The sequence below is a fragment of the Aeromicrobium sp. genome (genome assembly GCF_032084975.1).
Classification (GTDB): domain Bacteria; phylum Actinomycetota; class Actinomycetes; order Propionibacteriales; family Nocardioidaceae; genus Aeromicrobium.
In genome coordinates this window covers 1-13,252 of record NZ_DAMDLR010000068.1, presented here as the reverse complement: position 1 = coordinate 13,252, position 13,252 = coordinate 1, and the positions used below count along the sequence as shown (strand labels likewise).

Here is a 13,252-nt window from a genome sequence, read left to right as displayed (position 1 = left end):
GGTGTCGGAGGGTGCCGGCGTGAGCCACCGCAGGGCGCCCAGCGCGACCACGGCCGTCACCAGGGCGGGGAGCGCGTCCACCGGACGCGCGGCGGGACGTGCGAGGGCCGCCCACCCGGCGGCACCCACCAGCACGAGCACGAGGGCTGCACCGGCGGGATAGGACCGGCGGGCGAGGATGCCGCCGAGGGCCGCGAGCAGCAAGGTCACGACCAGCACGCTGCCCACCAGGACCAGCTTGTCGGCGTTGCCCAGCGTCTCGATGGCCCACATCTTCAGGGGCGTCGGGGTCCGGTCGACGACGGCGCTGCCGACGGAGAGGACGGGGGAGGCCTCCGGTCCTGTCAGCGCGGCGACGAGGTGTCCTGCGGCCAGCCCGGTGACCGCGGCTGTCAGGCCGGCGAGACCGCCGACGGCGATGTGATGGCGATTCATGAGGGGGATTCGTCACCGATCGCGTCTTGGATGGTTCAGAGCGAACATGAGAGTCCTCTCATCTTCGGCTCACGTTGCCTTCACCGAGCACGGGTTGAGTAGGTGTCACGTCAACCGAACCAAGGAGAGTCCCCATGAAGACCAAGACGTTCGCCCTCGCCCTGGCCGGCGGCACCCTGCTGGCCGCCCTGCCCGCCGCGGCCTTCGCCGACGACGATGACGACGACCGCGACGGTGACGTGCGCCGCTCGGGCACCTTCGTCGTGAAGAAGGGCCAGGAGATCGACGGCAACATCACGGTCCGCAACGGGCACGTGATCATTCGCGGCGACGTCGACGGCAACGTCCGCCAGATCGGCCGCGGATCGGTCATCGTCGCGAACTCCGGCTCGGTCGACGGCAACATCACCGAGCGCGGCAATGGTGGCGTCAACGTCCGCGGTGACGTCGACGGCAACATCACCGAGCTGCACCGTGGCACGGTGAAGATCCTGCGCAGCGCCGACATCGACGGCAACGTTCGTGAGCGCGGAGCCGGACACCTCGTCGTGTGGCGCGGCGCCGACATCGACGGCAACCTCAGCGAGGGCGGCGCGGGACGACTCATCCGTCGCTGACCCGACTGCGCGAAACGGCCCCGGCACCCGCCGGGGCCGTTCGTCGTCGCCGCGAGGGCACCGGAGCCGAGTCAGGGGAGCGGCTTCAACCTCATCGCCGGCAGCCACCCGGTGTGAACCGACCCGTCCGGTGTGGCCCACGTGCACAGCGCCTCCCAGCCGTTCACGACCGGTCGCCACTCGACGAGGACACCGGGGTACACGGCCGGGGCGTGCGAGACGGTCGACAGGTTCACCCACACGTGCTGGGGCCGGATGCGTGACGGGGGAGCCACGGCCGGCGGGTCCAGCGCACTCAGTGAGTCGCCGTACCTCCGGTTGTGGCCCATGGGGCCACTGTAGAACGTGTGTTCGATGAAGGTCGACAGATCCCTGTCGTTCAGCGATCGATGTGCCGCGCCCAGGCGAAGCAGAACAACCCGAAGGCGATGAACCCGGCGCCGACGAGCCCGGTCGCGACGGCGCCGAACGGCTGGTCCAGCACCGTGCGCAGCGCCTCGTCGATGCCGCCGGACTTGTCCGGCTCGTGCGTGGCGGCCGCGTAGCCGAAGAGGGCGGCGACGCCCAGGATCGCGACGCCCTTGGCGATGTAGCCACACTTGCCCAGCCACACATAGGCCGAACCGACCCGGCCACTGGCGCCACCGGCCTCGATGTCCTTGAGGAACCGCTCGGTCGCGCCCTTGTAGACCAGGTAGACCCCGACCGCGGCGATCCCCAGGGCGACGAGACCGACGATCAGCTGGCCGAGGGGGAGATCCAACAGCGTCGCGCTCGCCGACGTCGTCCCGTCCTTCTTCGACGACGAGCCCGAGCCGGCGACCACCTTGAGGGCGCTCGCCGCGATGGCGCCGTACACGACGGCCTTGCCGACGCTGGCCAGTCGCTTGCGCAGCCGCTTGACGCCGTCGTCGCGACGGTGACCGACGGCCGCCTCGAGGACCTGCCAGCCGGCGAGCAGGATCATGCCGAGGCCGACGGCCCAGACGATCGCCTCACCGAACGGCTGCTGGGCCAGCTCGCGGACCGCGCCGGAGCTGTCCGCCTCGCCTCCGGGGTCGCCGAACGACAGCCGCAGGGCCAGCCAGCCCATCACGAGGTGGACGACACCGAAGGCGACCAGGCCGACTCGAGCCACGTGGTCCATCGCGGGGTGGTCATCGACCGCGCGCGCGGCGGACTCGGCGGATCCTGTCGTCATGGCGCGAGCCTACGGGGCGCCGCGGCTGTCGGCCCGGCCAGCGGTGTACCGCACCGACCACCGCCTCGCGCCGAGGAGGATCACCGCGACTCCCGCAGCAAGTCCAGCGATTCCCACCCACGTGGCGACCACTTGGAGCGCCGCATCATCGTCGGAGATTCGCGCGGTCCCGAAACCCTTGTAGACCAGGTACGCGGGAAGGACGAGGGACGCGACCAGACCGATGAGGCCACCTCGATGAATGGCCGTGACCAGCAGGGCAAGCCCGGCCGACGTCAGCAGCCCGATCACGATGTAGGCGATGACGTCTGTGATCAATCCGGTCCCGTCGATGCCCGCGGTGCCGGCCGACGAAGGAAGAGCCTGGTCGTACGTCCCCGCGAACAGGTCGCTGACGTAGTACGCGACAACTGCGGGGATGAGGAAAAGACCAACGCGTCGGAACGCAGCGGTCCACCCACGCGCTGGCCATGCCGCAACGAACGCGGCACAGAGCCACGCCCAGTCGTTGCCAAGCACCTTCGGCACATGGGGACTGCCAGGCAGGTGTCCGTGGTTCGCGGCGGAGGCGAGCCATCCGAAACACATGCCGGCGAGGACCAACAGCAGGGCGCGGGTCAACAGTGTTGTCCTCATGTCGTGAATGATTCCTCGGTGGAGGCGCAGCCTCAGCAGCCACGCCCCCACCGACTGGCGTGTGTCTCAGTACCCGATCACTTGCGCCAGTAGGCGTAGCAGGTCTGGGTCGTGTACTTGGTGACGTAGGCGTCCGAGACCTTGCCCTTGCCCACCCAGTCCGAATCGGTCGAGCCGTCCATCTTCACCGACGACCCGTGCGAGACCGAGTTGTGCTCGTACTGCGAATAGCAGGCCTTCTTGCCGTTGAGACGGATGCTCGAGCCGTAGGCCCACGTGCCACCGCCGACCTCTTGAACGCCGAGGGCCTGGACGCCGCCGCCGGCACTGGGCGCGGTGCCGCCGACCTCGACCTTGCCGTAGCCGGTATAGGCAACCCACCCGCCTTTGGCGGTGACGCCGCTGTCGATGACCCGGATGCCTTCCGGCGGCGCCGGCGCGGCCGCCGCCCCTGAGACTCCCGTCCCCGCCGCCAACGCAGACCCTGCGACAACCGCTGCGACCAGACTTGCCGCACGAACCTTCTTCATTCTTGCCCCCAACTGTCGAATGTGTGGCGCGAGCGTAACAGCATCATCAGACGTTGTTTCGTCAACGATGTCAGGGGATTTACCCATGGTGTCCATGTGTCCCGAGAGGCATCGCATGATCTTCGCGACCTGCCTGGACGCAGTGTTCGTCACCACGTTCACGTGACGACGACGCAGCCGGCGGGGGAGCGCAGCTCGAATGGGATCGACCCGGGTGCGTATTCCGGTCCGTGCCCCACGGCGCGCGCGGCGATGCGGCGCCTATGTTCTTGGCATGGAGTCAAGCAGTGTTCGGTGGGCCTACTCGCGGCTGGCTGAGCCGTACATCGAGATGTTTGCGACTGGTGAGCACGAACACGTCGATGACCTGGAGCTGATTCGACGTCATCTGACGACTCGTCCGGGTGTGGTGCTGGACCTCGGGTGTGGTCCTGGTCACCTGACCCGGTTTCTCGCCGACGGTGGCGCGACAGTCAGGGGTTTCGACGTCAGCCCCGAGTTCATCGATCACGCGCGGAAGGCGCACGCGGGGATCGAGTTCGAGCTGGGCTCGATCACCGAGCTGCCGTTGCCAGACGCCTCCGTCTCCGGTGCGCTGTGCTGGTACTCGCTCATCCACTTCGCGCCGGAAGCGATCGACGGTGCGCTCACGGAGATCCGTCGCGTCCTGGAGCCTGGTGGACGACTTGTCGTCGGCTTCTTCGTCGGCGATGCTCTCGAGCCCTTTGAACACCAAGTCGTCACGGCGTACCGCTGGCCGTTCGACGATCTCGCCCTGCGGTTGAAGGCCGCAGGGCTCGACGAGACAGAGCGTCTGCAAAGAGACCAACAGGACCGGCGCCCGCACGGCGCGCTTGTCGCCAGGGCAGTCTGACGGCGGCTTTCGATCCGCGCGGATCGGGGCTCACGAACGCATACGCAGACCACAAGATGACATAATGTGCATTATCGGACAAGCGTGCGGAGCGGGGACTTCTCAGTCCGCACGCCGCTCGTAGGTCAGGAAGATCGTGCCGCTGGCCAGCACCGTGTGGTCGGCCAGGCGCCACTGCTGCGGCGCGAACTCGACGTGGCGCCCGAACAGCGGCGTACCGGCTCCGATGGTGACCGGCGCCAGTTTGACGACCAGGCGATCGATCTCGGGCAACAGCGTCCCGGCGAGGTCGCCGCCGCCGACGAGCCAGATGTCCCGGTCGCTCGACTCGCCCTTGAGCTCGCGAACGGTCGCCACGGGGTCGCCGTCCACGACAGTGATTCGCGGGTCCGACGACTCGATGGTCCTGGAGAACACGAAGTGCCGCAGGTGCGGGTAGGCGTCGGTCACGCCGGCGTCGAGACCGACCTCGTGGGTCCTGCGTCCTTCGAGCACCGTGTCGAAGCGACGGCCGTCGCCGGCGATGCCCATCGCCTCGCGCGCCGCGCCCGGCAGGGTCTCGGGGTACTCGGACACGAGGTGGGCCACGTAGTCCTCACCGATGGGCCAGAAGCCGCCCGGCCCGGTGGGGTCGTTCCCCTCGGGATCGGCGATGAAGCCGTCCAGGGACGACGCGATGAAGTAGACGAGTTCTCGCACCCGCACCACCCTGTCAGCGATCCGCGCGGAACGGAACCTCTCGTCCGGCGAACGCGGCCAGCCGCTCGTACGCGTTCGCGCCGGACGGGGCCTGGGCCTGCGGGCCGAACGCGTCTCCGCGCTGCTCGTCGGTCAACGCTGTCGACATGAAGGCGAAGCCGGTCTCGGCGACCTCGGGATCGAGCTCGGACGTGCCGCGTCCCAGCGCCGACGCCAGGTCCCACACATGGATGGCGAGCTCGCCGGCGACCATGCCCTGCGGAACCGAGTCCGGATGCGCGGACAGCGCGGTGAGCAGCGCGTCGGCGTGGGAGGCGAACGTGGCAGCGGGATCGTCGTGGTGTGGGGTGGGTGCGGCCCAGTCGACCTTCTCCCCCGATGCCATGTCGGCGAACTGCGTGGGCAGGTGCACCAGATGGTCCACGAGATCACGCACGGACCACCGCGAACACGGCGTCGCCGCGTCCCACTGGTCTTCGTTGACGGCGTTGACGAGCGAGGCGACCTGGTCGAGCCCTCGGGCGATGACGGTGTTGTCCATGCCGGCAGTCAACCGTGCAGCACCGACAGAACGCCAGGGTCCCGCCGCAGGAGCGTCACGAATCGGCGGGTGACACGAGCGCCGCCCACAGGTGCCCGTCCGGGTCGGTGAACGTCGCGGTGTAGCCCCAGGACTGGTCCCCCGGCTCGACCACGACCCGTGCCCCTGCCCGACGGGCGCGGTCGACCAGGTCGTCGACCTCGGCCGGCGACGTGGCGGCGAGGGTGATGACGGTCTCGTGATGGTCGTCCGGAGTGACGGGCTGGCCACCGATGGCCCACTGGAATCCGCCCGTCGGCACCAGCATGAGATCGACGCCGCCCCCGAGCGGGAACTGGAGCGGCTCGGGGACGCCGTCCTCGGCCGGCTCCCCCGGCGCCTCCAGCCCCAGCACCTCGCGATAGAACTCGTGGGACGTGGGTCGGTCGGCGATCGGCAGGGCGATGACGAATCTGGGGTCGGACATGGAGGCCTCGCTCTCGGACGGTCCTGCCCAGCGTGGCACTCGCGGGGGTTTCACGGAAGCCCGCGCACGGGTCGCCGCGACAGACCCCACGTCGCGGGCTGACGCGCGCCCGATCCGGTCGTACGGTGAGGAGATGAGCAGCCGCCTGGAAGCACTCGTCATCGACGCCAACGAACCGGCGCGCCTCGCGACGTTCTGGGCGGCGATCCTGGGCCGCGAGGTCGTCGAGAGCGGTGACGACGACGGGGTGCTCACGCTCCCCTCCCCCGACACGCTCGGCTTCGCGATCGACATCGAGCCGACACGCCACCCCAGGACGACGCGCAACCGGATGCACTTCGACCTCACGAGTGAGTCTCCTGATGCGCAGGACGCCACGGTGGCCCGAGCGCTGGAGCTGGGTGCCGGCCACCTGGACATCGGTCAGCTGCCCACCGACACCCACGTCGTGCTCGCCGATCCCGAGGGGAACGAGTTCTGCGTCCTGCCGTACGGCAACCGCTTCACGGCCGGCTGCGGCACGATCGGCACGATCTCGTGCGACGGCTCGCGCGCCGTCGGCGAGTTCTGGCAGGCGGCGCTCGACTGGATCATGGTGTGGGACGAGGGCGAGGAGACCGCCATCCAGTCGGCGCACGGCGGCACCAAGATCTCGTGGGGCGGTCCCCCGCTGATGGACAAGCCGCCGAAGAACCGCTGGCACGTCGACCTGCGCCCGAACGGGGACCAGCAGGCCGAGGTCGAGCGACTCGAGACCCTGGGAGCGACCCGCACGGACATCGGTCAGGGCCGGGTCAGCTGGGTCGTCATGCGCGACCCGGACGGCAACGAGTTCTGCGTCCTGTCGTCGCCCGCCTAACCGGTCGCGGACGAGGTCGTGGCGATGAATCGCGCCAGGACGTCGGCGAAGCGATCGGGGTCGTCGAGGTGCGGGAAGTGGCCGGCCCCATCGAACAGCTCGACCTGACAGGACGGCACCGACTGCTGGGCCTTGATCGCGTGCCACGCCGGGATCATCCGGTCCCTGGTCCCCCAGACCAGCAGCACCGGGACCGGGCGCACGTCACCGAGGTGGTCGTGCGCGCTGACCGTCTGGCCACCGGGATCGACCACGGCTCGCGTGGTCGCCAGGAACGCCTTGCGGCTCTCCCGGTGGCCCAACGACGTGAAGCCGCGCCAGATCGCGCCCACGTCCGCACCCGGCCGCCAGCCGATCCGGGCCGCCGTCCGGCCGACGGACTCCACCCGGCCGAGCACCCAACCGGAGGCGACGACGCTCAGCACCTGCTCGGCGCCCGGCAGGGTCGCGGCGCGCAGCAACGGGCTCACCTCGCGTCCCAGCCCGCCGCTGGCGACCAGCACGAGGCGTTCGACCCGCTCGGGGAACAGGTAGTAGAACTGCATCGCGATGCCGCCACCGAGCGAGTGACCGACGACGGTCACCGTGTCGATCCCGAGCCGGTCGAGCAGGTCGCGCAGGGTGGCGGCGTGCGCGCTCAGGGAGTAGTCCCCCATCGGCTTCGCCGACGCGCCGTGACCGAACAGGTCCGGGACGATCACCCGCTGGGTGTCGTCCATCCGGTCCACGAGGTGCTTCCAGTTGTGCTGGGAGCCGAGGATCCCATGGACGAACAGGACCACGGGACCGTCGCCACGATCCAGGAACGAGAGCTCGTGGCCGTGCAGGATCATCGTCTGCGGTGAGCTGGGCACGTGCAGCCTCCTGAGCCCTGGCGGATGTGTTACTCCACGGTAGCCCCGCCGGGGGTCGGCGGTGGGTCGACCGGCTTGACCCAACGGCTCCACTCCCCCTGCGGCGCGTACCCGGCCGAGAGCCACACGGCCGCACCCACGTCGTTCCCGTCCAGCACCATCGCGTCGAGCCGGGTGGCACCGAGTGCTCGCAGTCGTCCTTCGGCGTGTCCGAGCAGCCTCCGTGCGATGCCGAGTCCGCGGGCCTCCGGGCCGACCGCCAGTCGGTAGAGGTGGGCACGCCAGCCGTCCCAGCCGGCGATCACCGTGCCCGCGATGCGGTCGTCGAGCTCCGCCACGAGGACGGAGGCGGGGTCCCGGGCCAGCAGTCGCTCCACGGCGACCTGCGAGTCCTGCGGCCGGGACGCGTTCTCGGCCGATCGGGCCCAGAACTCCAACAACGCCTGCGCCTCGTCATCGCGGGCATGGCGCAGCACGACCTCGCCGTCGACGACACGCAGCGGGTGCTCCGCGAACGTCGGCGCCTCGAAGCCCTCGACGTGTGCCACGACGGCCTCGTCGGTGAGCCGGTAGTCGTCCGGACCGGAGTTCCGGCGTCGCCGGACGCGCTCCACGGCCGTCGACCCCTCGACCGGAAGGAAGACTGTCTCGGCCCGGACGCCCAACCCGGCGACGAGCGCGCGATAGGCGTCCCGCAGGTCGCGCGTGGAGAACGAGAGGTCGAGCACCACGTCCCGACCGGCGGACACCGCCTCGACGAGCTGGCGCTGGAGGTCGTCCTCGATCTGCGCCGCCATGCCGGGCGGCGCCGGCAGCTCCCGGACGCCGCCGCGCCACGTCTCGACGTCGAAGCACAGGCGCAGCCAGCCGGCGGCCTCGAGGCTGCGGGCGTACGTGGACTTCCCGGAACCGGCGGCACCGCACAGGAGCGTCACCGCCACGGGGGTCGGCTCCTGTCGGCCGGATGCATGGGGCTGCCCGGCCTCAGTCGGTCGAGCCGAACTTGCGCAGGGCCGCTGCCAGGCCCGCGAGGAACACGACGACCGCGCCGTAGCCCATGGCGGTCGTCATCAGGCCGACCTCGCCGACGGCGAAACCCGCCACGACGGCCGGGATGCCGAAGGCGATGTAGCTGGCGACGAACACGGCGGCGAACAGCTCACCCCGGCGCTCGGGCGGCGCCAACGGCGTGATGGACCGCAGGATGCCCATGAAGGACGCGCCGAAGCCGGTGCCTGCGAACACGGCGGCGGCCATGAACCACGGCAGGCTGCCCGCGGCGAGCGCCACGAGGGTCAGGGCCGTGCCGGTCGCCAGGGTCGTGGTGCCGTACAGGGTGACACGCCGACCGCTCCAGTTGCGCGCGACGAAGCACATCGCAGCGCCGGCGCCGTTGATCGCCGTGACGACCAGCCCCTGCGACAGGTGACTGGACCCGCCCAGCTCCTGCGCGACGAGCGGAGCCCCAAGCGAGAGATAGAAGCCGCTGGTGGCCCACCCGGCGATGAGGGCGGGCAGGGCTCTCAGGAAGGCCGCACGCGCCTCGGGCGGGACGCCGACCTCCGGCTTGAACGACGCCAGGACGCCCTGACGCCGCGCCGACGTCTCGGGCGCGACCCACACGACGACCGCCATGAGCACGAACAGTCCCGTGAGGACGCCGAACACGGCGGTCAGCGGTGCCCGCGTCACCTCGTCCAGGACCAGGCCCGCGATGAGGCCGCCCGCCGCGAGGCCGGCCAGCGGTGTCACCGAGTTGGCGATGGCACCGAGGCCCGGTCTTCCGAGGGGCTCCAGGTCGACGATCGCGGCGGACATGGAGGACAGCAGCAGGCCAGCTCCGATCCCCTGCACCACGCGCGCCGTGATCAGCACCCCGACGCTCTCGGCCTGCCAGAACGCGACCATGCTGACCGCCAGGACCAGCAGGCCGATGGTGATGACGGGTCGCCGGCCGAGGTGGTCCGAGAGCGATCCCGTGAGCAGCAGCGTCACGAGCATCGCCAGTGCGTACACGGCGAAGATCAGCGTCATCGTGACCGACGAGAAGCCGATCCGCTCCTGCATCACCGGGTAGAACGGCGAAGGTGCGCTGGCCCCGATCATGAACACGATGAGCGCGACGAGGACGACCACGAAGCCCACGGTGCGCCGTGACGACGACCGGTCGGCCGTGACCGCCGGCGCCGTCCCCGCACTCGCGTGGGAGGGCGCCTCGGGGATCATGCGCCGAGTGTAGGCCAGGTCACATCTGGCCCCAGCAGCCCCATCGCCCAGACCGGCTCAGGCGCCGACGTAGGCCGCCAGGTGCTGACCCGTCAGGGTCGAGCGGTCGGCCATGAGGTCCGCCGGGGTGCCCTCGAAGACGACGCGTCCACCGTCGTGGCCGGCGCCGGGGCCGAGGTCGATGATCCAGTCGGCATGCGCCATCACGGCCTGGTGGTGCTCGATGACGATGACCGACTTGCCCGATTCCACGAGCCGGTCGAGCAGGCCGAGCAACTGCTCGACGTCCGCCAGGTGCAGGCCCGAGGTGGGCTCGTCGAGGACGTACGTCCCGCCCTTCTCCCCCATGTGGGTCGCCAGCTTGATCCGCTGGCGCTCGCCGCCCGACAGCGTCGACAGCGGCTGGCCCAGGGTCAGGTACCCCAGTCCGACGTCCTCGAGCCGTGCGAGGATCCGCGCGGCCGGAGCGACGTTGACGCCCTCCTTGCCGAAGAAGGCGTGCGCCTCGGCGACGGGCATCGCGAGCACCTCGCTGATGTCGCGCTCGCCCAGCTTGTACTCGAGCACGGCCGCGTCGAACCGGCGTCCCTCGCAGACCTCGCACGGGGACTCGACGGTGGCCATGATGCCCAGGTCGGTGAACACGACGCCGACGCCGTTGCAGTTGGGGCAGGCACCCTCGGAGTTCGCCGAGAACAGTGACGGCTTGACCCCGTTCTGCTTGGCGAACGCCTTGCGGATGGGATCGAGCAGGCCGGTGTACGTCGCCGGGTTGCTGCGCCGCGACCCGCGGATCGCCCCCTGGTCGATCGCCACGACGTCGTCGGTCGCGGCGACCGACCCGTGGATGAGCGAGCTCTTGCCCGAGCCGGCGACACCGGTCACCACTGTCAGCACGCCGAGCGGGATGTCGACGTCCACGTCCCGCAGGTTGTGGCTGCTCGCTCCCCTGACCTCGAAGTGCCCGGTCGGCGTGCGCACGGTGTCCTTGAGCGAGGCCCGGTCGTCGAGGTGACGGCCGGTCACCGTGTCGCTGGCGCGCAGGCCGTCGACCGTGCCCTCGAACATGATCCGGCCGCCGCCGCTGCCCGCGCCGGGTCCGAGGTCGACGACGTGGTCCGCGATCGCGATCGCCTCGGGCTTGTGCTCGACGACCAGCACGGTGTTGCCCTTGTCGCGCAGCTGCAGCAGCAGCTGGTTCATGCGGTCGATGTCGTGCGGATGCAGTCCCACCGTGGGCTCGTCGAAGACGTAGGTGACGTCGGTGAGGGACGACCCGAGGTGGCGGATCATCTTGGTGCGCTGCGCCTCTCCGCCCGACAGCGTGCCCGCGGGGCGGTCGAGCGAGAGGTACCCCAGGCCGATCTGCACGAACGAGTCGAGCGTGTCGCCCAGCACCGTCAGCAGGGGCGCGACGGACGGCTCGTCGAGGTCCTTCACCCATGCGGCCAGGTCCGTGATCTGCATGGCACAGGCGTCGGCGATGTTGATCCCCTTGATCTTCGAGGAGCGCGCGCCCTCGTTGAGGCGGGTGCCGTCGCACTCCGGGCACGTCTGGAACGTGATGGCCCGGTCGACGAATGCCCGGATGTGCGGCTGCATCGCCTCGCGGTCCTTGGACAGCATCGACTTCTGGATCTTGGGGATCAGGCCCTCGAACGTGATGTTGACGCCCTCGACCTTGATCTTGGTGGGCTCCTGGTAGAGCAGGGCATCGAGCTGCTTCTTCGTGAAGTCCTTGATCGGCTTGTCGCCGGGGAAGAAGTCGCCGTTGCGATAGATCCGTCCGTACCAGCCCTCCATCGAGTAGCCCGGGATCGTGAGCGCGCCCTCGGCGAGTGACTTCGTCTCGTCGTACAGCGCACTCAGGTCGAAGTCGGACACCGCTCCCCTGCCCTCGCAGCGCGGGCACATGCCGCCGGTGATCGAGAACTCGCGGCGCTCCTTGACGGTGCGGCCCCCGGTCTCGAAGGCGACCGCGCCGGCACCACTGATCGAGGCCACGTTGAACGAGAACGCCTGCGGCGATCCGACGTGCGGCTCGCCCAGCCGGCTGAACAGGATGCGCAGCATCGCGTTCGCGTCGGTCGCGGTGCCGACGGTCGAGCGCGGATCGGCGCCCATGCGCTCCTGGTCAACGAGGATCGCCGTCGTCAGCCCGTCCAGCACGTCGACGTCCGGTCGCGCGGACGTGGGCATGAAGTTCTGCAGGAAGGCGCTGTAGGTCTCGTTGATGAGACGCTGCGACTCGGCCGCGATCGTGCCGAAGACGAGAGAGCTCTTGCCCGAGCCGGAGACGCCGGTGAAGACGGTGAGCCGCCGTTTCGGCAGCTCGACGCTGACGTCCTGCAGATTGTTGACCCGGGCCCCGTGGACACGGATGAGGTCATGGCTGTCGGCCGGATGGGTCACGCGAACTTCCTCCCAGATGCGGTTCCTGAACGATAGCGTCGGGACCAGCGTGGCCGGAACCACCGACAGTTCGGCGTCGGCGGAAAAAGTTCCGCCGGCCTGTCGATCCGCGCCGGTCCCGTTCGACGTCATGGTGAGGGCGCACGAGGCGCCCGCCGAAAGGACCCGATCATGAAGAAGTACATGCTCATCATGCGCACGAGCGACGAGGCGCTGGCCGCCTCGAAGCAGGTGCCGTTCGAGGAGATCATCAACGCCATGGGCGCCTACAACGAGGCGCTCATGAACGCGGGCGTCATGGCCGGTGGCGACGGCCTCACCGATCCGTCCGAGGGATTCGTCGTCGACTTCTCCGCCGAGGAGCCGATCGTCACCGACGGGCCCTACGGCGAGACCCACGAGCTGTTCAACGGCTTCTGGATCCTGCAGGTGGCGTCCCCCGAGGAGGCGCTCGAGTGGGCCAAGCGGTGCCCGCTCGGCCCCGGCTCGAAGCTCGAGGTCCGTCGCATCACCGACGAGTCCGACTTCGCGGACTTCGCCGACAACGAGTACGTCCAGAAGGAGCCCGGCTGGCGCGAGCAGCTCGGCACCGTCTGACATGGACGACCTGGCCGCAGCCCTCGATGCCGTCTGGCGCATCGAGGGCTCGCGGGTCGTCGCCACGCTCGCCCGCGTGACCGGCGACCTGTCCGACGCCGAGGACCTCGCACAGGAGGCCCTCGCCGAAGCGCTCGCCACGTGGCCGCGCGACGGCGTGCCCCGCAACCCCGGCGCCTGGCTGACGACCGTCGCTCGACGACGCGCCATCGACGGGTGGCGGCGCCGAGCCGCGCTCGACGAGCGCCACCGTTCTATCGCCCACGACCTCGCCGAGACCCCGGACGTCGAGTGGGAGCCGATCG

The 13,252-nt window shown here is 69.9% G+C and carries 16 protein-coding genes and 1 pseudogene; 5 read left to right on the top strand and 12 right to left on the bottom strand.

What is annotated here, in order from left to right:
• Positions 1 to 435 (bottom strand): annotated as a pseudogene (locus tag RT323_RS13430) (oxidoreductase); the annotation flags it as partial.
• A 134-nt stretch (positions 436 to 569) separates the two neighbouring features.
• Here RT323_RS13430 and RT323_RS13425 point away from each other — a divergent pair.
• Positions 570 to 1,052 (top strand): polymer-forming cytoskeletal protein, encoded by a 483-nt coding sequence (locus RT323_RS13425; protein WP_313409378.1) that lies wholly within the window; start codon positions 570 to 572, stop codon positions 1,050 to 1,052.
• Positions 1,053 to 1,123: 71 nt separating this feature from the next.
• Here the strand turns inward: RT323_RS13425 and RT323_RS13420 are convergent, their stop codons facing one another.
• From RT323_RS13420 to RT323_RS13405, 4 genes are all read right to left on the bottom strand, one after another.
• Positions 1,124 to 1,381 (bottom strand): hypothetical protein, encoded by a 258-nt coding sequence (locus tag RT323_RS13420; RefSeq protein ID WP_313409375.1) that lies wholly within the window; start codon positions 1,379 to 1,381, stop codon positions 1,124 to 1,126.
• 50 nt (positions 1,382 to 1,431) lie between these two features.
• On the bottom strand, positions 1,432 to 2,253 hold the full coding sequence (locus tag RT323_RS13415) for a DUF1206 domain-containing protein (protein ID WP_313409374.1): 822 nt from the start codon (positions 2,251 to 2,253) through the stop codon (positions 1,432 to 1,434).
• A gap of 9 nt (positions 2,254 to 2,262) precedes the next feature.
• Positions 2,263 to 2,889, bottom strand: a complete 627-nt coding sequence (locus RT323_RS13410) for a hypothetical protein (protein ID WP_313409373.1) — start codon at positions 2,887 to 2,889, stop codon at positions 2,263 to 2,265.
• Between the two features lie 77 nt (positions 2,890 to 2,966).
• Positions 2,967 to 3,365: a lactococcin 972 family bacteriocin gene (locus RT323_RS13405; RefSeq protein WP_313409371.1), complete on the bottom strand. Its 399-nt coding sequence runs from the start codon at positions 3,363 to 3,365 to the stop codon at positions 2,967 to 2,969.
• 328 nt (positions 3,366 to 3,693) lie between these two features.
• Here RT323_RS13405 and RT323_RS13400 point away from each other — a divergent pair, with 328 nt between their 5' ends.
• Positions 3,694 to 4,293, top strand: coding sequence for a class I SAM-dependent methyltransferase (locus RT323_RS13400; RefSeq protein ID WP_313409369.1), 600 nt, complete (start codon positions 3,694 to 3,696; stop codon positions 4,291 to 4,293).
• A gap of 102 nt (positions 4,294 to 4,395) precedes the next feature.
• Here the strand turns inward: RT323_RS13400 and RT323_RS13395 are convergent, their stop codons facing one another.
• From RT323_RS13395 to RT323_RS13385, 3 genes are read right to left on the bottom strand one after another with little or no spacing between them, the layout of a single operon-like run.
• A complete protein-coding gene (locus tag RT323_RS13395) occupies positions 4,396 to 4,992 on the bottom strand; it encodes a dihydrofolate reductase family protein (protein ID WP_313409366.1) in 597 nt (198 codons plus the stop codon).
• Between the two features lie 13 nt (positions 4,993 to 5,005).
• Positions 5,006 to 5,533 (bottom strand): TIGR03086 family metal-binding protein, encoded by a 528-nt coding sequence (locus RT323_RS13390; RefSeq protein WP_313409363.1) that lies wholly within the window; start codon positions 5,531 to 5,533, stop codon positions 5,006 to 5,008.
• A 55-nt stretch (positions 5,534 to 5,588) separates the two neighbouring features.
• Positions 5,589 to 5,999 (bottom strand): VOC family protein, encoded by a 411-nt coding sequence (locus RT323_RS13385; protein WP_313409361.1) that lies wholly within the window; start codon positions 5,997 to 5,999, stop codon positions 5,589 to 5,591.
• 133 nt (positions 6,000 to 6,132) lie between these two features.
• On the opposite strand from RT323_RS13385, the gene RT323_RS13380 reads away from it, so the two are divergent.
• The gene (locus tag RT323_RS13380; RefSeq protein ID WP_313409359.1) at positions 6,133 to 6,858 is read left to right on the top strand and encodes a VOC family protein; all 726 of its coding nucleotides are present in this window, start codon (positions 6,133 to 6,135) and stop codon (positions 6,856 to 6,858) included.
• Here the strand turns inward: RT323_RS13380 and RT323_RS13375 are convergent.
• The 4 genes from RT323_RS13375 to RT323_RS13360 are packed head-to-tail and all read right to left on the bottom strand — an operon-like array spanning position 6,855 to position 12,350.
• Positions 6,855 to 7,712 carry an alpha/beta fold hydrolase gene (locus RT323_RS13375; protein WP_313409356.1) on the bottom strand — a complete coding sequence of 286 codons (858 nt, stop codon included), beginning with the start codon at positions 7,710 to 7,712 and terminating at the stop codon, positions 6,855 to 6,857. The two genes, RT323_RS13380 and RT323_RS13375, sit on opposite strands and share 4 nt — an antisense overlap.
• A gap of 29 nt (positions 7,713 to 7,741) precedes the next feature.
• A complete protein-coding gene (locus tag RT323_RS13370) occupies positions 7,742 to 8,653 on the bottom strand; it encodes a GNAT family N-acetyltransferase (RefSeq protein WP_313409353.1) in 912 nt (303 codons plus the stop codon).
• A gap of 43 nt (positions 8,654 to 8,696) precedes the next feature.
• Positions 8,697 to 9,938 (bottom strand): MFS transporter, encoded by a 1,242-nt coding sequence (locus tag RT323_RS13365; RefSeq protein ID WP_313409351.1) that lies wholly within the window; start codon positions 9,936 to 9,938, stop codon positions 8,697 to 8,699.
• Positions 9,939 to 9,995: 57 nt separating this feature from the next.
• Positions 9,996 to 12,350 (bottom strand): ATP-binding cassette domain-containing protein, encoded by a 2,355-nt coding sequence (locus RT323_RS13360; protein ID WP_396172380.1) that lies wholly within the window; start codon positions 12,348 to 12,350, stop codon positions 9,996 to 9,998.
• Between the two features lie 171 nt (positions 12,351 to 12,521).
• On the opposite strand from RT323_RS13360, the gene RT323_RS13355 reads away from it, so the two are divergent.
• Together RT323_RS13355 and RT323_RS13350 are read left to right on the top strand one after the other, a co-directional pair.
• Complete coding sequence (locus RT323_RS13355) at positions 12,522 to 12,947, top strand: YciI family protein (protein WP_313409349.1); 426 nt, start codon at positions 12,522 to 12,524, stop codon at positions 12,945 to 12,947.
• A gap of 1 nt (position 12,948) precedes the next feature.
• Positions 12,949 to 13,252, top strand: a 304-nt coding sequence (locus RT323_RS13350) for a sigma factor (protein ID WP_313409348.1), incomplete at its 3' end; no start/stop codon positions are given.

What these genes read in the sequence shown, in the direction of transcription:
- RT323_RS13425 (WP_313409378.1), top strand. Translation starts at nt 570, where the DNA reads ATGAAGACCAAGACGTTCGCCCTCGCCCTGGCCGGCGGCACCCTGCTG.
- RT323_RS13420 (WP_313409375.1), bottom strand. Translation starts at nt 1,381, where the DNA reads ATGGGCCACAACCGGAGGTACGGCGACTCACTGAGTGCGCTGGACCCG.
- RT323_RS13415 (WP_313409374.1), bottom strand. Translation starts at nt 2,253, where the DNA reads ATGACGACAGGATCCGCCGAGTCCGCCGCGCGCGCGGTCGATGACCAC.
- RT323_RS13410 (WP_313409373.1), bottom strand. Translation starts at nt 2,889, where the DNA reads ATGAGGACAACACTGTTGACCCGCGCCCTGCTGTTGGTCCTCGCCGGC.
- RT323_RS13400 (WP_313409369.1), top strand. Translation starts at nt 3,694, where the DNA reads ATGGAGTCAAGCAGTGTTCGGTGGGCCTACTCGCGGCTGGCTGAGCCG.
- RT323_RS13390 (WP_313409363.1), bottom strand. Translation starts at nt 5,533, where the DNA reads ATGGACAACACCGTCATCGCCCGAGGGCTCGACCAGGTCGCCTCGCTC.
- RT323_RS13385 (WP_313409361.1), bottom strand. Translation starts at nt 5,999, where the DNA reads ATGTCCGACCCCAGATTCGTCATCGCCCTGCCGATCGCCGACCGACCC.
- RT323_RS13380 (WP_313409359.1), top strand. Translation starts at nt 6,133, where the DNA reads ATGAGCAGCCGCCTGGAAGCACTCGTCATCGACGCCAACGAACCGGCG.
- RT323_RS13365 (WP_313409351.1), bottom strand. Translation starts at nt 9,938, where the DNA reads ATGATCCCCGAGGCGCCCTCCCACGCGAGTGCGGGGACGGCGCCGGCG.
- RT323_RS13355 (WP_313409349.1), top strand. Translation starts at nt 12,522, where the DNA reads ATGAAGAAGTACATGCTCATCATGCGCACGAGCGACGAGGCGCTGGCC.